Genomic DNA, 15,677 nt, shown 5'->3' with positions numbered 1-15,677 from the left:
AAAAGTTATGGAAAGATTTCAGGATGAAAATAAATGGCTGGGAAGCTTTTATAATGAGATTTTTGTTAAATGCCCCAAATGTGAATCGAAAGCGATTGTAAAACAAGAATTATTAGAAAAATGTGAATGCGGAAAATGCCATAATATGGTTTTTGAGTGTAAAAATTGTTTCTATAAATTAAAAGAGGTTGTTTATCAATACGTTGCTTACGGGAAAGAATACTGTAGTAATTGTTTCGAAAAGTTTGAATATCAGTCACAGCCATTAAAAGATAAGCCTTTGACGTATAAAACGAAATGTCCGCATTGTGATTTTCAGGAAGAATGGAAAACAAAATCTTACAGAATCAAAGAAGAGTCAAAATTAGACAATGGTTTAGTAAAAGAAATGTGGTATGGTTTAATGCTTTGGTTTCAGAAAGAGTTCGATGGCTCAATTTTCTGGGCATATAATCTTGATCACATTGATTATCTCGAAAGATATATTGGTGCTGATTTAAGAGAACGTAATGTAAAAGGAAGTTATAATTCAACTTTAGTATCTAGACTTCCAAAGTTTGTAAAAGCAGCTAAAAACAGAGAAAAGCTGCTTAAAATTTTAAAGAAATGGAAAGAATAATTCAGATAACAGCGGGTCGCGGGCCTGCAGAATGCACTTGGGTTGTCGCCCAAGTGCTTAAAAAAGTGCTGGAAGAAGCAAGTGAAAACGGTCTTGAAACCGTTTTACTGCAAAGGGAAGCCGGAACTGAAAACGGAACTGTAGAAACAGCTTCAATTGCTGTGAAAGGCAAAAACGCAGAGGAGTTTATAAATTCCTGGATTGGAACCATTCAATGGATTGGTCAGAGTCAGTTTAGGAAAATGCACAAACGCAAAAACTGGTTTATTGGCATTTTTGAAATTGAACAAAATAAGAATGCTTCATTTTCGGAAAATGATATTCAGTATCAGGCCATGCGAAGTTCTGGCGCAGGTGGTCAGCACGTTAACAAAGTGAGTTCTGCGATTCGGGCAACACATATCCCGACAGGAATTGCCGTTGTATCAATGGACAGCCGTTCACAGCATCAAAACAAAAAACTGGCAACAGAACGATTAATTAAAAAATTAGAAGACGAGAAATTACTTCAGCTTAAAAATCATGTGGGTAAACAATGGGAAAACCAGCTCAATGTACAGCGGGGAAATCCTATAAGAGTTTTTACGGGAAGTGATTTTAAAAAGAATAAAATAGAGAAAAGCTACAAAGGAACTCGTCAGAAATTAAAAAACGATTTACGAAATGAAAACAATTGATAAATACCTTTTTCAGGCTTTAGATAATTATCCGTATTGGCTGGAAGGAACTATAGAATCTTTGGATTATGCATTTTCTTATGATTCAAAAAACACCATGATTTTGTGTTTGTACGGAAGAATTCAGGCAGAACAATTGATGAATTATGAAGAAGCTAAGTCTTATTTTCAGGAAGCTTTGTCAATTAATATTCACGCGCTTGAAGTGTATCCATATTATTTGCAGACTTTAATTTTGAATGAAGATTACGAAGAGGCCCAAAAACTGATTGATTTTGCTTTAACAATTAAAGGAATTAATAAAGCTGATATTTATATTAAAAAAGCAATTCTGTTAGAAGCGCAGCAAGAGTTTAAAAAGGCATTAAAAGAAATTAAGCAGGCAAAATTATACTCAGTTCAGCATGATTACGATTCTGGAATTAGTGATGTTGAGAAACGAATTAAAAGTAAAATGAATTTATTAGAAAATAAGAAATCTAAAAAAGGCGGGAAGGATTCTAAAAAGAAATCAAAGTGATTTTAATCAAACAATAATCGATGCAATTTTGCATCGATTATTGTTTTTACACAAAGTTTGTCATTTCGACGAAGGAGAAATCTTCGTTAGAAACTCTACAAAGATTGAAATACTGTTGCTGAGTTACTTGTGAAGATTTCTCCTTCGTCGAAATGACAATATTGCGTTACAAAGAGGAAAAAGTCTTTTTGAATTCCTTTTATTTCCAGTGCAATTCTAAAGCAAAACAAGTTTTTTCGCCTTTTGTTATGCTGAAAGTAGTTTCGGTTTGATCTTCGTTGTCACTTTCGTGTATGATTACTTTATCGTTTAAAGAAAGTTCTTTAAGGAAATTCATTTCAAAACTTTTTACTTCTTGTTTTAAAATTCGTTTTGGATTGACATGATCCAGACACCATTCTAAATATTTTACATTGTTGGCATGATTTACAATATCTAAATCTGATAAATAAACTGTTTTTTCGAAAACAGATTCTTTCTCCGGATTAATGTTTATTTTAGAGAAACCTTCTTCTGTGGCTCGGTTTTCAGGAAATAATTCGAAATGTTCAAAAGGTAACGCCAAAGCTTCCGGACGTCGGGCTTTTGTATTGAAAACGGCCCAGAATGTTTCGCTTCCTACTATTTTTTCTCCGTTTACATACATTTCAAGCGCACGAACAGAACGTGAATTTTCAAGACTGTTAATCCATGTTTTTACTGTAACAACATCCTGCCATTTTGGTAATGCTTTAATTTCTACACGCATACGGCTTAAAACCCACGCCTGATCAAATTCCTGCATATCGGTAAAACTGATGCCGCCAACTTCTGAATGTGCTGCTGCGGTCAATTGCAGAAGATTGCACAAATCGGTATATTTTAAATATCCGGTTGGTGTACATTGCGTGAAATTGATTTCCCAGTCTTTGCTTAAAACTGATGTGAAATTTGGAGATATTGGCATTTTTGAATTTTAGATTTTAAATTTTTGATTTTAGATTTTCTTCGACATAATTAATGATTTCTTTTCTGTCTGTCGCATAATCAAACCATTTGGTGTTTTCATTTCGTTTGAACCACGTTAATTGTCTTTTGGAAAATCTGCGTGTATTTTTCTTGATTTCTTCAATTGCAAATGGCAACGTGAAATCTCCGTCAAAATAACTAAATAATTCTCTATACCCCACCGTTTGTAAAGCATTTAACTCTTTGTTAGGATAAAGTGCTTTGGCTTCTTCCAATAATCCCATATCCATCATAATATCTACGCGCTGATTGATTCTGTCGTAGATAATTTCTCGGTCAGCATCTAAACCTATTAAAATAGGTGTGAAGTTTCGGTTGTTTTTCTTGAGATTGAGAAATGAAGAATATGGTTTTTTTGATCCAATGCAGACTTCTACAAAACGCATCATTCTTTGCGGGTTTTGTAATGTCTGCGGATTTTCTATTGTTATTTTTTGATAATATTCTGGATCGAGATTTTTTAATTGTTGTTGAAGATATTCTATTCCAAGTTTTTCGTAATTGGAATTGACTTCGGTACGAATTTCTGGTGCGATTTCCGGAAATTCATCAAATCCTTTTAAAACAGCATCTACATATAAACCAGATCCGCCAATTAGAATGGCAAAATCATTATTTTGATATAATTCTTCCAGTTTTAAAAGTGCTTCTTTTTCGTAATCACCAACGGTATAATTTTCAAAAATTGATTTGTTTTGAATGAAATGATGTTTTGCTGATGCTAATTCTTCTCGACTTGGAACTGCTGTACCAATGGTCATTTCTTTGAAAAACTGACGGCTGTCGCACGAAATAATTTCGCATTTAAAATGTTGTGCCAAAGCAATGCTCAGGGCAGTTTTGCCTATAGCTGTTGGTCCGACAATGGTAATTAGGTATTTCATATTTTTTAGCCCAGATAGAAACGAAAACCCCGGACTTATATTTGTTAGTTTTTTTGGAATAAAAAAGCGACTCCCGAGGCTTCGGGAGAAACTCTTTTTATGACTTAAAAAACAACAAAGATAAGGAGGAGTTGTAGTGTATAGCTGGAAATAGCTTCATAAATTAATTATTTGGTAATGTTTTGCCACATTGGTAACAATATTTTGCATTGTCAAAATGTAATTGCGCATTGCATTGCGTACATGTTTTTTTACCGCTTACTGAACTGTTTCTAAGGCTGGCTTTGGCAAATTCAGCCGTTACGATTCCCGTTGGAACGGCTATGATTCCGTAACCCATTATCATGACTAATGAAGCGAGAAATTGTCCTAAGGGTGTAATGGGCGAAATGTCTCCGTAGCCTACTGTTGTAAGTGTTACTATTGACCAATAGATACTGACAGGAATACTCGTAAATCCGCTTTCTTTTCCTTCTACAACGTACATTAATGCACCAATAATGACGCAGCTTATAACCACAAAGTAGATAAATACCAGAATTTTTTCTTTACTGGCTTCTAAGGCTTCTTTCAGCTGATAGGATTGATGCGATATTTGTGGAATATGCAGAATTTTGAATAATCTTAGGAAACGCAAAACACGTACAATCGTTAAAACGCTGGTTGCCGGAAAAAAGATAGATAAATACATTGGCAAAATTGCCAGTAAATCGATAATTCCGTAAAAGCTAATGGCGTATTTTCGTGGTTTTTGAATCGAAATAATTCTTAAAATATATTCTGCAGTAAAAAATATAGTGATTATCCATTCGCAAATTAAAAGCTGTTGATGGTATTTTTTACTAATTCCTTCAACAGTGTCAAGCATTACTAAAAGTACACTAAGCAAAATAAGTCCAAGAAGAACTAAATCAAACATTCTGCCTGCCAAAGTATTGGTTCCGTATAGAATGATTTTGATTTTTTCTCTAAAGATTTCGTATTTTGATTTGTGTTTTGTCATATCGCGAAGATACGTAAAGTTTATCGTATTAAAAATGCAGGATTTTTAATGACTTACTTTTGCGAATATAGCTTTGAATGATGTTTTTTACATCACGATTATGCTGCATTGGGATTAGAATGTTTTTTAGTATATCGATATTCGTGATTTGATAATTTAGATCGTAATAAGCGTAACCTTTATAAGTTCCGTTTTCTATTAAAATAGCGCTTCGTTCGTTAACGTTACGTCCTCTGTCGATTATGATCATGCTTTTGTTTTCGAAACTGTTTTCGGAAATAAACTGCTGTACGCGTAAGTTATAAACTTCAGGAGTTACTTCGCCAATACAAGCGCCGTCACATTCTTTAATGGTGTATTGAAAACATTCTTTTTTGGTTTGGTATAAACCAGTCAGTTTCTGGCATAAATGATATTTTGCCGTAAATCTAAAAAGAGCGTTTTTACCATCTTGCAAAGAAGCAAACGATGTAATTTCTTTTTTACGTCCGTCAGCTTTTTCAAGTTTTAGATTAATATATCCGGCAGCATCTTTTTCTGCGTAGATTGCAAAAGGAAAAACGGTTTTCTTTTGTGAACGATTATAGCGCGGACGATTGATTTTTACTTCCTGACTTTCTTTTAAAAGTGCAATTAATTCACTTCCGGTTTCGTCGTATGTAATTGTAAAAACTTCAGCCTGAATTCGTTTGCTTTTAGTTGTGATTCCCGTAAAATGCTGGTTTACTCTCTTTTTTATATTGTGGCTTTTGCCTATGTAAATTAAATTACCCCCTTCATTATAAATGTAATAAACACCGGTTTTAGCGGGCATTTGGCTTAAAATGTCTAAAAATTTAGGTGCAATTCCTTTTTCGACTTCGAGTTTTATAAAATCTTTTACAATTGTTTTCTCGGTGTCTTTTTCCAAAAGCATTTTAAACAGTTTGGTTGTTGCCATGGCATCTCCGCTGGCGCGGTGTCTGTCTGCCATAGGGATTCCGAGTGCGCGTACCAATTTACCTAAACTATATGAAGGCTGTTCTGGAATTAGTTTTTTTGCTAATTCTACTGTACAAAGTGTTTTGGCTTCGAAATCGTAGCCTAAACGGCGAAATTCAGTTCGAAGAATTCTGTAGTCGAAAGAAGCATTATGAGCTACAATTACACAATCAGAAGTTATTTCGATAATGCGTTTGGCGATTTCATAAAACTTTGGAGCTGAACGCAGCATAGCGTTATTGATTCCCGTTAGTTTTACCACAAATGGCTGAATGGGAATTTCAGGATTGACAAGGCTAATGAACTGGTCAACTACTTCATGTCCATCAAATTTATAGATGGCGATTTCGGTAATTCCCTCTTCATTAAATTGTCCTCCAGTGGTTTCTATGTCAAGTATTGCGTACATTTTCAATGTCAATATCAAAAAATCAATGGCAATTACAATATCAAAATATCAATATCAATTTTGAAAACTGTTATTGTAATTGCTATTGTTATTAATATTGAAAAAACTATTTTTTATTAATTATCATTTTTGATGAGATTGCAATAAGCTGTTCAACTTCAACTAAAAGTTTATTTCTTTTATCGTTATCTCCTTCTTTAATATAATCTAAAATTTTTAAAGAGTTTCTTGACTCTTTTAATTCTTTTACAACTAAGGAAACTTTAAAAACAAAGTCCTTATCTGTTATTGTTCCTTGTGCTTCTCCAAAATTTAAAGATGCACTTCCTGAGGATCTTATTAATTGATTTTGGTAATACTCGTTTTCAAATATTCTTTCTAATTTTCTAGTAAAGAAAATACATTATTCTCCAGCAAAGCGAACTAGTCGGTCTTCAAAATTGAATATTTTCTCCATTTAAAATTATTGATTTTTGATATTGTAATTGATTTTTGCAATTTAGCGTCCTCCAAAAATACTGCTTCCAATTCTTACCATTGTGCTTCCGCATTCAATTGCCAATTGGTAATCTCCGGACATTCCCATTGATACAGTATTCAGTTCGCAGTTTTCAGTTTTCAGTGTCTGAATAGAATCAAAAATAGATTTTAAATGTGTGAATTCTTTTTTTATTTGGTTTTGGTCTTCGGTAAAAGTGGCCATTCCCATTAAACCTAAGATACGAATATTTTTCAACTCTTTAAACTCAACAGACGTTAAAAGTTCATTTAGTTCATTTTCATCTAAACCAAACTTAGATTCTTCTTCGGCAATGTATATTTGCAAAAGGCAATCTATTGTTCTGTTATTTTTTAAAGCTTGTTTATTGATTTCCTGTAATAATTTTAAGCTGTCGACACCGTGAATCAGAGTAACATACGGCGCCATAAATTTAACTTTATTTGACTGAACATGACCAATCATATGCCATTGAATATCTTTTGGCATTTGTTCCCATTTTTCAGTCATTTCCTGAATTTTGTTTTCTCCAAAAATGCGCTGTCCGGCTTCATAAGCCTGCATCAAGTCGGAAACAGGTTTTGTTTTTGAAACGGCAACCAGAGTTACATGTTCAGGTAAACTTGCTTTAATTGTATTTAAATTCGATTGAATCGACATGATATTTCTTTTTTTATAAAAACTGCTTCGAAATTTTCTCTGCTTTTTTGTTTTCGCTGTAATCATAAAAGCCTTCTCCGGATTTTACTCCTAGTTTTCCAGCTCTTACCATATTTACTAAAAGCGGGCAAGGAGCGTATTTTGGGTTTTTGAATCCGTCGTACATAACATTTAAGATGGCAAGACAAACATCAAGACCAATAAAATCAGCTAATTGAAGCGGTCCCATTGGGTGACCCATCCCTAATTTCATAACGGTGTCGATTTCGTAAACACCAGCAACTCCATTGTATAACGTTTCAATTGCCTCATTTAGCATTGGCATTAAAATTCGGTTAGCCACAAAGCCAGGGTAATCGTTTACTTCAACAGGAACTTTACCTAACTTCTCAGATAAGTTCATGATAATTTTAGTTACTTCATCGCTAGTGTTGTAACCACGAATGATTTCAACCAATTTCATGATCGGCACCGGATTCATAAAGTGCATTCCTATAACACGTTCAGGATGTGCTACAACGGCTCCAATTTGTGTAATTGAGATAGAAGATGTGTTAGTTGCTAAAATGGTATTATGAGAACAATATTCGTTTAATTGTTTAAAGATATTCAGTTTTAATTCAACGTTTTCTGTTGCAGCTTCGACTACCAAATCAACACCTACAACACCATCTTTAAGATCTGTATAGGTAATAATATTGGTGATTGTTTTGGCAACATCGTCCTGAGTAATGGTTCCTTTAGATAACATACGATCTAAATTGGCAGCAATAGTTGCCATTCCTTTATCTAATGATTTTTCTGAAACGTCGATTAATTTTACAGTAAATCCGCTTTGCGCAAAAGTATGTGCAATTCCGTTACCCATTGTTCCAGCTCCAATTACAGCTATTGTTTTCATAGTATATCTTGATGTTATATTTATGATTTAGCCACGAATTCATCAATTATTTCGTGAATTCGTGGCTAATTTATTTTTTGAAATTTTATTATTTATTGAAACAATCAATAATTTGATACGCCACTCTTAAAGCATCTGTGGCTTGTTCAAGCGTTACTACAGGAGTTGTATCTGTGTTGATTGCATTAGCAAAAGATTCTAATTCGTCCAGAATTGCATTATTTTGCTCCACATCTGGATTGGTAAAGTAGATTTGTTTTTTTACACCTTCGGCATTTTGAAGAATCATATCGAAATCTCCTGGAACTTCTGGTGCATCTTTCATACGAACCACTTCGCATTTTTTTTCTAAAAAGTCAACCGAAATGTAGGCATCTTTTTGAAAAAAACGTGATTTACGCATATTTTTTAATGAAATTCTACTGGCTGTTAAATTGGCTACACAGCCGTTTTCAAATTCGATTCTGGCGTTGGCAATATCCGGAGTATCACTAATTACTGATACACCACTTGCATGAATATCTTTTACTTTTGAATTAACGACACTCAAAATAGCATCAATATCATGAATCATTAAATCTAAAACCACAGGAACATCTGTTCCACGCGGATTAAACTCGGCCAAACGATGCGTTTCTATAAACATCGGATTTTCGATCATGTTTTTTGTTGCGATAAAAGCAGGATTAAAACGCTCAACGTGTCCCACTTGTCCTTTTACATTGTATTCTTTAGCAAGTGCGATAATTTCCTCTGCTTCTTCTACAGTATTAGCAATTGGTTTTTCGATAAAGATATGTTTTCCTGATTTGATTGCCACTTTTGCACATTTGTAGTGTGAAAGTGTAGGAGTAACAATGTCAATTACGTCGACAGCGTGAATGAGTTTTGCAATTGTGCTGAAGTTTTTATAGCCAAACTCTTTTGAGATTCTTTCGGCATTTTCCTGATTTTCGTCGTAAAATCCAACTAATTCGTATTTGTCAGATTGTTGTAATAAGCGTAAATGTATTTTACCAAGATGACCAGCACCTAAAACTCCTACTTTTAACATGAGAATGTATTTTAAACAAAAATATAATTTATTTGTTTACCGTGGAAATGAATTTAATTAATTGTGTGTTTTTGGTTTTATGATATGAGTTAGAAGTTATGAGTTGTGGGGTTAGACTTCTAACTTTTAACAAATAACTCTTAATTCATAACGTTATTAATTTATTATTTAAAAATCAATATTTGAAATCCTGTTTTGTTTCTTATTTTTGCGAAAATAAAACCTACTTATTTTGAAAGATACTGCCAAACATCAAGGACTTCGTAATCAATTAGTAACCACTTTAGAGCAAAAAGGAATTACTGACAGAGCGGTTTTGGATGCGATAAAAAAAATCCCAAGACACCTTTTTTTAAATTCTAGTTTTGAAGATTTCGCTTATCAGGACAAAGCTTTCCCAATTGGGGCGGGACAAACTATTTCTCAGCCTTATACCGTTGCTTTTCAGTCGCAATTGCTTGAAGTTAAGAAAGATCATAAGATTTTAGAAATCGGAACCGGGTCTGGTTATCAAACAGCAGTTTTGTTTATGCTTGGCGCAAAAGTGTATACAGTAGAAAGGCAAAATGAATTGTTTAAAACAACTTCAAATCTTTTTCCTAAATTAAATATCCGTCCAAAACATGTCACTTTTGGAGATGGTTATAAAGGATTGCCAAATTTTGCTCCGTTTGACAGTATTATAGTTACAGCTGGTGCACCATTTATTCCACAGCCTTTAATGGCACAGCTTAAAATAGGAGGAAGGCTGGTTATTCCGCTAGGAGAAGATGTTCAGATTATGACTTTATTAATAAGAAAAAATGAAACTCAATTTGAAAAACATGAGTTTGGAGAATTTAGATTTGTTCCTTTATTAGAAGATAAAAATTAAATAAAAGCCCGTTTAAGCGGGCTTTTATTTTGTATTCGATTGTATTACATTTATTAGATTTTCTTTTTCGATTTTTAGAATATAATTAATAAAAGCCGATTTATCATTTTTGATTTTATATTCATCTAAAGCTGTAGAATATTCAGTGTTGTTTTTATCTGTCTGCGTTAAGACATAAATGTAATTATTTTGAAGTAAAATCCAGTTAATTACAATATTTGCTATCTGAAGACTGCCTTTTTCGAATGGATTTATATCGAGAATTTTTAGATATATTTCAGATGCCAGAATTATCGGATGAAGATTGTTTTTATGACTTTCGTACCAATTAAAAAGCAAATTCATTTCACGTAAAATCAACGGGTCATTTTTATATTTTCCTGAGTTTTCAAATTCAATTCCCTTATAAATGAGGCTGTGAATTAAAAGCAATTCTTTTTCATTAAAAGCTGTTTTCTTTTGACTTAAATCTTTTATGTAAACGGCAGTTTCTTGAAAATTAATTGCTTCAAGATGTTCTTGCATGCTTTTTCCAGAAATAGTAATTCCATCATTAATAACAGATTTGGTTTCTTCTAAAGTTAGAGAATTTCCATTAGAATGAATATTTTGAAAAATAAATTCTAATTCCAGTGTTTTAGAAATTTGTCGGAGTTGAAAATGATTAAAAGATTGAAATTGATTTTTTAATTTTTCTATCTCATCTAAAATAATTTGATTAGAAGATAGTATAACAGAGTCAATTGCTTTTTTATTCTTTTGGATTTCCTGTTCAGCAAGAAGAAGAGCTTTCAAGGCAAATTCTTCATCGCTAATTTCATAAAGAATTTTTTCCTTTAGCCATGCAGTCATTAAGGTTTCATAATCAATTTCTAAAAGCTGAGAAAGTTTTATAATTTGATCTTTGGTGGGTTTTCTTGTTCCCGATTCGAATTTACTGATCAACGCCTGATCGATATTAGCAAGCTGAGCTAATTCGCGGGTTTTAAAACCTTTTTGCTCTCTGGCATCTTTTAGAAGTGATTTCATTTTGATGAAAAATTAAGTCTTGACAAAATTAGTCAATTTTTATAAAACAAAAAAAGCAGCAATTATGCTGCTTTTGATTTTATTTTGGAGGAAGAGAACCATCTTTTCTCATTTCCTTAACAACTGCCTGCATTATAGCATCAACAGTTTGTCCAACATCAGTCACATAATCAGATCTTGTAGTTCCTGTCCAGATTAGTTTATTTTCTTTTAATGAAAAAATGTTGGTTTCAACCATGTAATACGTTGTTTCCTGATAATATCCGGGATCGTAGAAGGCAGGCGAATACATTCCGTACCAGTTTCCAAAACCATAACCATACATTCCGGAGTATAAACCGTCAAAACCTCCATAATACATTCCGGTGTAAGATCCGGGAACGTATGTTGTTTCTTTTTCGGTACTTACTAAACGCATGGTTACAACACCGTCAAAATTTTCATCCTGCAGAATTTTTAATTTCTGTTCCTGCGTAAGCTGTTTAGTAGTTTCGTTTAAATATTGGTAAGACGTTTTAAAAATAGGATTACTGGCAGCAATTCTGTTTTCTGCAATTCTTCTTGAAGCCTCATCTTTAACAAGAGCCACAACAAGAACTTTTTTAAAATGTTCCTGTGCAACTGTAATTTTTGGATCTCTCCAGCTGTTTACAATAGTTGTATTACTGCCGCAACCTGAAAGCGCCAGAATTATAACGAGTAGAATTAAGTACTTTTTCATATTTTACAGTTATTATTTTGTAATAAAAATAACTATAAAATTTGATAAAAATGATATTAAGTTCTTAAATATGTGTTAGTTATATGCCTTTTTAATTCTGTCTAAATCTCGTTTGGTATCCTGTTCTTTTAAAGATTCTCGTTTGTCATAGTTTTTCTTTCCTTTACAAAGACCAATTTGTAGTTTGGCAATACCTTTTTCGTTTGTAAATAATTTTAAAGGAATAATGGTAAGACCTTTTGCCTGAACACTTTTATGGAGTGTTTTTAATTCCTTTTTATTTAAAAGCAATTTTCTTTCACTTCGTGATTTATGATTGAATTGATTTCCAAACGAATATTCTTCTATATAAGTATTGATCGCAAAAAGCTCCATGCCGCTAAACTCGCAAAAGCTTTCGGTAATATTGGCTTTTCCTAATCGTATTGATTTTATTTCGGTTCCTGCCAAAACAATTCCGGCAGTGTAGGTGTCGATTATTTCGTAATCAAACCTGGCTCTTTTATTAAGTATATTGACTGATTTTAACATGTGTACAAAAGTAAGAAAATTGCAGAAATATAATCTGCTCAAATATAATTAAAGATTTTTTTTAATCTATGATTTTAATCATTCTTCTCAAAAATGCTTCCCCCTAAGTTTGCTCCATAATTCAAAAACAAATTTATAATGAAAAAAATTGTAACATTAGTCAGTGTTGTGCTAATGGGTTTAACCGCTAAAGCCCAGGATTCAGCTCAAGGACTAAAAGGAGCTTGGTTTGCAACCTCTCAATTCGGATATCAGCAGACAAAAACTGCAGACGAAAAAAATACAAGTTTATCTGTGCTTCCAATTGTAGGAACATTTGTTACACCATCTGTAGCTGTTGGAGCAGGATTTGGTTATATCAACATAAAAGCTGAATCAGATGCGGGAACTGCTGCAAAAACAGATTTAATTGTTATTCAGCCTTTAATTAGAAAATATTGGAATGTAGCTGGTTCATTGTACTTCTTCGGACAGGCAGCGATACCCGTTATTACCGGAAAAGAAAAAGAAAGCGATTTGAAAGTTAATCAGGTAGGATTATCAGTATCAGGAGGTTTTGATTATTTTATAACCAAAAATTTCTCTGTAGAGTTCTCTTACGATTTGGCTAATTTTACTTCGACGACTCTGGAGCCTAAAAATGGAGAAAAAACGACTGTTACAAATTTTGGATTGGCACATGTTGCAAATGTTGACCCATTTTACAATACAGCTTTAGCAGGAAGTAATCCAAATTTAACTTCTCCGCTTTCTTTTGGATTTAAATTCATATTCTAATTAGTGAATTGTTTTAGGTCAATTCCTTAATTTTGCAAAAAAGACCGTGCTTTTTAAGTACGGTCTTTTAGTATATAAAAAAGATAAAATGGAAAGTAAATCAAAAGATCCGCTTCACGGAATTACACTTCAAAAAATTGTTGAAACGCTTGTTGACTATTATGGTTTTGATACTTTGGGAGAATTAATTCCAATAAAATGTTTTAATTCAAATCCAAGTATAAAATCAAGTCTTACTTTTTTAAGAAAAACAGATTGGGCTAGGAAAAAAGTAGAAGATTTATATATAAAATCACTTCCTAAATTCAGCTGATTTATTGTATTATAATTTATAAGAAATCATCACTCCTCCGCCATAAGGAAGCCATTCACCGCTTTTATTATAGTTAGGTGCTTTTTCGTATCTTCCCGGAGTTCCGTCGTTATAATATCCTTTATAAAAACCTTGGTGCCATCCGCCTCGGGCAAAAATATCAAGATTAAATTTTTCGCTTAATTTTACATTATATCCAACAGAAACTCCTAAACGATAGCCGAATCCGTCTTCATAGCGGTTGCTGTCCCAGTAATTCCATTTTTGTAATTGATATTTATCTGCACCAACGTGACCTCCAACATAAAATCCGTTGTATTTTTCTTTAAAATGGTAACGAACTTCTGGAGTTAAGGTGTAAAATTTCATTGGATGCTTACCATCAAAAGATTCCCAAAAAGATGCCATAATATCAACACTAAAAGTCATTTTTTCTCCAATACTGGTTTCTACACCAACATTAGGAATACCAACTAATGCAGTAACTCCGTTAAATTTTACAAAAGTCTGGCTTTGTAATTGAATAGATAAGAAAAGAACAACTAAGGCAAATATTTTTTTCATGGTATTTTTGATCTTACGATGATTTGATTTTTCGGATGCAAATATAACGCAATAGCGTCGTTGCTATTGCAAAATATAGATATTTAACAAGAAAAAAATATTGGTGTTTTAGATGTAATAGTCTAACTGTTTAATAACGAATATATTACTTTGTCGAGAAATTTTCCTTCCCAGAATTCTGACTCTTTTAAATGTGCTTCTTTAACAAATCCGCATTTTTGCAGTACTTTTTCAGATGCATAATTTTCCGGATCAATTACAGCTTCTATAGAATGTAGTTTTAAATCTTCAAAACCATATTTTAATAATACGTTTACAGCCTCAGGAATAATTCCTTTTCCATGAAAATCAGGAGATAACATGTAGCCAATTTCGGCGCGGTAATTTTCAGGCTGCATTCTGTAATAGCCAATTATGCCTAAAAGTTTAGGATTGTCTTTTAAAGTTATTGCCCAATTAATTCCCACATTGGTTTCAATTTTTTCATCTATCATAGCAATGTGCGCCAAAGCATCTTCATTATTTTTAACTAATGGACGCGGGATATATTTCATGGTTTCCGGATTCGAACGTAATTCAAAAACCTCATTAACATCATCATTGGTAATTCTTCTTAAAAGCAGACGTTCTGTTTCGATTACCGGAAAAGGGGTAAAGTTGAATTCTAACATTATTTTGCTATTTTGATACTAAATTGAGAATGAAAATTTTGATCAATTTCTAAAACAATAATTCCTTCTTTTTGAAATAAATCACCAGTATTGTCTGCTGTGTCAGAATATCCAAACCAAGGTTCAATACAAACAAAAGGCGCCTGATCTTTGGTCCAGATTCCTAAACTTGGAAAATCTTCAAAATCAACCTGAACATACGGTTTTTTGTTTTCAAGAATTGTAAGTGATTTTGATTCTAAAGTTTTAAAAACCAAAGCATCGTTTTCAAAAAGTTTATATGTTAAAGGAACTACATTGTCTGTGGTTTTTAAAATTTCTGTTTTATTAGAAATTAAATCATTTTCTAAAAGATTGAATTTTAGATTTTCTTCTTTTTCAAACTTAAAAGAATAGCTTTCAAAATTTTCAGGAAGAGCAATCGCGGGATGCGCCCCAATAGAAAAAGGCATTTTTGTATCTCCTTTATTAATTACGATATATTCTATTTTTAAAGAAGTATTTTCTAGTGTATAAATAAGTTGTAATTCAAATTTAAAAGGATATTTTTTTAAAGTTTCTTCGTTTGATTCTAATGAAAAAACAGCGCTGTTTTGCGTTTTTTCAATTAGCTTAAATTCCATATCCCTTGCAAAACCATGTCTTGATAATTGATATTCTTTTTTATCAATAGTATAGGTGTTGTTTTTTAAAGTGCCTACAATTGGAAACAAAACAGGAGAATGTTTTCCCCAAAAATCAGGATTTCCTTCCCAAATGTATTCTTTGTCATTATTATCTTTTAAAGAAAATAATTCTGCTCCTGCATGTTTAATAGAAGCTTTAAGTATTGAATTTGATATTGTTGTGTCCAAAATAATATAATTGAATTGGGTTTTTAGTTTTAATTGTGATGTAAATATATTTTATAAATTTTGTTTTTAAAGAAAATTACTCTGAATTATTTTATTGATAAAATTTTGCTAAAATTAAATTTCAGCTT

The 15,677-nt window shown here is 32.5% G+C and carries 20 protein-coding genes; 6 read left to right on the top strand and 14 right to left on the bottom strand.

Features of this window, described 5'->3' with window-relative positions; all coding sequences use genetic code 11:
- Positions 1-7: 7 nt before the first annotated feature.
- From ABD859_RS11550 to ABD859_RS11540, 3 genes are read left to right on the top strand one after another with little or no spacing between them, the layout of a single operon-like run.
- On the top strand, positions 8-619 hold the full coding sequence (locus ABD859_RS11550) for a hypothetical protein (protein ID WP_345144405.1): 612 nt from the start codon (positions 8-10) through the stop codon (positions 617-619).
- Positions 607-1,296, top strand: coding sequence for a peptide chain release factor H (gene prfH, locus ABD859_RS11545; protein ID WP_345144404.1), 690 nt, complete (start codon positions 607-609; stop codon positions 1,294-1,296). The genes ABD859_RS11550 and prfH overlap by 13 nt, the downstream gene beginning before the upstream one ends.
- Positions 1,283-1,816, top strand: coding sequence for a hypothetical protein (locus ABD859_RS11540; RefSeq protein WP_345144402.1), 534 nt, complete (start codon positions 1,283-1,285; stop codon positions 1,814-1,816). Before prfH ends, ABD859_RS11540 begins: the two co-directional genes overlap by 14 nt.
- 199 nt (positions 1,817-2,015) lie before the next feature.
- On the opposite strand, the gene ABD859_RS11535 is transcribed toward ABD859_RS11540, so the two are convergent.
- From ABD859_RS11535 to ABD859_RS11500, 8 genes are all read right to left on the bottom strand, one after another.
- Positions 2,016-2,762, bottom strand: a complete 747-nt coding sequence (locus tag ABD859_RS11535) for an acyl-[acyl-carrier-protein] thioesterase (protein WP_345144400.1) — start codon at positions 2,760-2,762, stop codon at positions 2,016-2,018.
- Between the two features lie 16 nt (positions 2,763-2,778).
- Positions 2,779-3,708 carry a tRNA (adenosine(37)-N6)-dimethylallyltransferase MiaA gene (gene miaA, locus ABD859_RS11530; RefSeq protein ID WP_345144399.1) on the bottom strand — a complete coding sequence of 310 codons (930 nt, stop codon included), beginning with the start codon at positions 3,706-3,708 and terminating at the stop codon, positions 2,779-2,781.
- A 163-nt stretch (positions 3,709-3,871) separates the two neighbouring features.
- The gene (locus tag ABD859_RS11525; protein ID WP_345144397.1) at positions 3,872-4,711 is read right to left on the bottom strand and encodes an ion transporter; all 840 of its coding nucleotides are present in this window, start codon (positions 4,709-4,711) and stop codon (positions 3,872-3,874) included.
- A 28-nt stretch (positions 4,712-4,739) separates the two neighbouring features.
- A complete protein-coding gene (locus ABD859_RS11520; RefSeq protein WP_345144395.1) occupies positions 4,740-6,101 on the bottom strand; it encodes an exonuclease domain-containing protein in 1,362 nt (453 codons plus the stop codon).
- A 106-nt stretch (positions 6,102-6,207) separates the two neighbouring features.
- On the bottom strand, positions 6,208-6,501 hold the full coding sequence (locus tag ABD859_RS11515) for a four helix bundle protein (RefSeq protein WP_345145546.1): 294 nt from the start codon (positions 6,499-6,501) through the stop codon (positions 6,208-6,210).
- A 99-nt stretch (positions 6,502-6,600) separates the two neighbouring features.
- Positions 6,601-7,260 carry a YggS family pyridoxal phosphate-dependent enzyme gene (locus ABD859_RS11510; RefSeq protein ID WP_345144394.1) on the bottom strand — a complete coding sequence of 220 codons (660 nt, stop codon included), beginning with the start codon at positions 7,258-7,260 and terminating at the stop codon, positions 6,601-6,603.
- Between the two features lie 13 nt (positions 7,261-7,273).
- Positions 7,274-8,161 (bottom strand): 3-hydroxyacyl-CoA dehydrogenase family protein, encoded by an 888-nt coding sequence (locus ABD859_RS11505; RefSeq protein WP_345144392.1) that lies wholly within the window; start codon positions 8,159-8,161, stop codon positions 7,274-7,276.
- An 88-nt stretch (positions 8,162-8,249) separates the two neighbouring features.
- On the bottom strand, positions 8,250-9,215 hold the full coding sequence (locus ABD859_RS11500; RefSeq protein ID WP_035644905.1) for a Gfo/Idh/MocA family protein: 966 nt from the start codon (positions 9,213-9,215) through the stop codon (positions 8,250-8,252).
- A 232-nt stretch (positions 9,216-9,447) separates the two neighbouring features.
- Here ABD859_RS11500 and ABD859_RS11495 point away from each other — a divergent pair, with 232 nt between their 5' ends.
- Entirely contained in the window at positions 9,448-10,089 is a 642-nt protein-coding gene (locus ABD859_RS11495) for a protein-L-isoaspartate(D-aspartate) O-methyltransferase (protein ID WP_345144388.1), read from the top strand.
- A 24-nt stretch (positions 10,090-10,113) separates the two neighbouring features.
- Here the strand turns inward: ABD859_RS11495 and ABD859_RS11490 are convergent, their stop codons facing one another.
- The 3 genes from ABD859_RS11490 to smpB all read right to left on the bottom strand — a co-directional run bounded on the left by ABD859_RS11490 (position 10,114) and on the right by smpB (position 12,370).
- Positions 10,114-11,118, bottom strand: a complete 1,005-nt coding sequence (locus ABD859_RS11490; RefSeq protein WP_345144385.1) for a helix-turn-helix domain-containing protein — start codon at positions 11,116-11,118, stop codon at positions 10,114-10,116.
- Between the two features lie 79 nt (positions 11,119-11,197).
- Positions 11,198-11,839: a lipoprotein gene (locus ABD859_RS11485; protein WP_345144383.1), complete on the bottom strand. Its 642-nt coding sequence runs from the start codon at positions 11,837-11,839 to the stop codon at positions 11,198-11,200.
- A gap of 75 nt (positions 11,840-11,914) precedes the next feature.
- The gene (gene smpB, locus ABD859_RS11480; RefSeq protein WP_345144381.1) at positions 11,915-12,370 is read right to left on the bottom strand and encodes an SsrA-binding protein SmpB; all 456 of its coding nucleotides are present in this window, start codon (positions 12,368-12,370) and stop codon (positions 11,915-11,917) included.
- Positions 12,371-12,508: 138 nt separating this feature from the next.
- Between smpB and ABD859_RS11475 the strand changes: the two genes are divergently transcribed.
- Both ABD859_RS11475 and ABD859_RS11470 read left to right on the top strand, forming a co-directional pair.
- Positions 12,509-13,147, top strand: coding sequence for an outer membrane beta-barrel protein (locus ABD859_RS11475; protein WP_345144379.1), 639 nt, complete (start codon positions 12,509-12,511; stop codon positions 13,145-13,147).
- Positions 13,148-13,235: 88 nt separating this feature from the next.
- Positions 13,236-13,460, top strand: coding sequence for a VF530 family protein (locus tag ABD859_RS11470; RefSeq protein WP_345144377.1), 225 nt, complete (start codon positions 13,236-13,238; stop codon positions 13,458-13,460).
- A gap of 9 nt (positions 13,461-13,469) precedes the next feature.
- On the opposite strand, the gene ABD859_RS11465 is transcribed toward ABD859_RS11470, so the two are convergent.
- From ABD859_RS11465 to ABD859_RS11455, 3 genes are all read right to left on the bottom strand, one after another.
- Complete coding sequence (locus tag ABD859_RS11465; RefSeq protein ID WP_345144375.1) at positions 13,470-14,024, bottom strand: DUF3575 domain-containing protein; 555 nt, start codon at positions 14,022-14,024, stop codon at positions 13,470-13,472.
- A 122-nt stretch (positions 14,025-14,146) separates the two neighbouring features.
- On the bottom strand, positions 14,147-14,695 hold the full coding sequence (locus ABD859_RS11460) for a GNAT family N-acetyltransferase (RefSeq protein WP_345144373.1): 549 nt from the start codon (positions 14,693-14,695) through the stop codon (positions 14,147-14,149).
- Positions 14,695-15,549: an aldose 1-epimerase family protein gene (locus ABD859_RS11455; protein ID WP_345144371.1), complete on the bottom strand. Its 855-nt coding sequence runs from the start codon at positions 15,547-15,549 to the stop codon at positions 14,695-14,697. The genes ABD859_RS11460 and ABD859_RS11455 overlap by 1 nt, the downstream gene beginning before the upstream one ends.
- Between the last annotated feature and the right edge of the window lie 128 nt (positions 15,550-15,677).

This window comes from Flavobacterium ginsengiterrae (genome assembly GCF_039539785.1).
Taxonomy (GTDB): Bacteria; Bacteroidota; Bacteroidia; order Flavobacteriales; family Flavobacteriaceae; genus Flavobacterium; species Flavobacterium ginsengiterrae.
This window is presented reverse-complemented; position numbering and strand designations above follow the sequence as displayed.

Coding starts and splice junctions, on each gene's coding strand:
- ABD859_RS11505 (WP_345144392.1), bottom strand. CDS start 8,161: ATGAAAACAATAGCTGTAATTGGAGCTGGAACAATGGGTAACGGAATT.
- ABD859_RS11535 (WP_345144400.1), bottom strand. CDS start 2,762: ATGCCAATATCTCCAAATTTCACATCAGTTTTAAGCAAAGACTGGGAA.
- ABD859_RS11490 (WP_345144385.1), bottom strand. CDS start 11,118: ATGAAATCACTTCTAAAAGATGCCAGAGAGCAAAAAGGTTTTAAAACC.
- smpB (WP_345144381.1), bottom strand. CDS start 12,370: ATGTTAAAATCAGTCAATATACTTAATAAAAGAGCCAGGTTTGATTAC.
- ABD859_RS11550 (WP_345144405.1), top strand. CDS start 8: ATGGAAAGATTTCAGGATGAAAATAAATGGCTGGGAAGCTTTTATAAT.
- ABD859_RS11465 (WP_345144375.1), bottom strand. CDS start 14,024: ATGAAAAAAATATTTGCCTTAGTTGTTCTTTTCTTATCTATTCAATTA.
- ABD859_RS11500 (WP_035644905.1), bottom strand. CDS start 9,215: ATGTTAAAAGTAGGAGTTTTAGGTGCTGGTCATCTTGGTAAAATACAT.
- ABD859_RS11460 (WP_345144373.1), bottom strand. CDS start 14,695: ATGTTAGAATTCAACTTTACCCCTTTTCCGGTAATCGAAACAGAACGT.
- ABD859_RS11525 (WP_345144397.1), bottom strand. CDS start 4,711: ATGACAAAACACAAATCAAAATACGAAATCTTTAGAGAAAAAATCAAA.
- ABD859_RS11470 (WP_345144377.1), top strand. CDS start 13,236: ATGGAAAGTAAATCAAAAGATCCGCTTCACGGAATTACACTTCAAAAA.
- miaA (WP_345144399.1), bottom strand. CDS start 3,708: ATGAAATACCTAATTACCATTGTCGGACCAACAGCTATAGGCAAAACT.
- ABD859_RS11510 (WP_345144394.1), bottom strand. CDS start 7,260: ATGTCGATTCAATCGAATTTAAATACAATTAAAGCAAGTTTACCTGAA.
- ABD859_RS11540 (WP_345144402.1), top strand. CDS start 1,283: ATGAAAACAATTGATAAATACCTTTTTCAGGCTTTAGATAATTATCCG.
- prfH (WP_345144404.1), top strand. CDS start 607: ATGGAAAGAATAATTCAGATAACAGCGGGTCGCGGGCCTGCAGAATGC.
- ABD859_RS11520 (WP_345144395.1), bottom strand. CDS start 6,101: ATGTACGCAATACTTGACATAGAAACCACTGGAGGACAATTTAATGAA.
- ABD859_RS11485 (WP_345144383.1), bottom strand. CDS start 11,839: ATGAAAAAGTACTTAATTCTACTCGTTATAATTCTGGCGCTTTCAGGT.
- ABD859_RS11475 (WP_345144379.1), top strand. CDS start 12,509: ATGAAAAAAATTGTAACATTAGTCAGTGTTGTGCTAATGGGTTTAACC.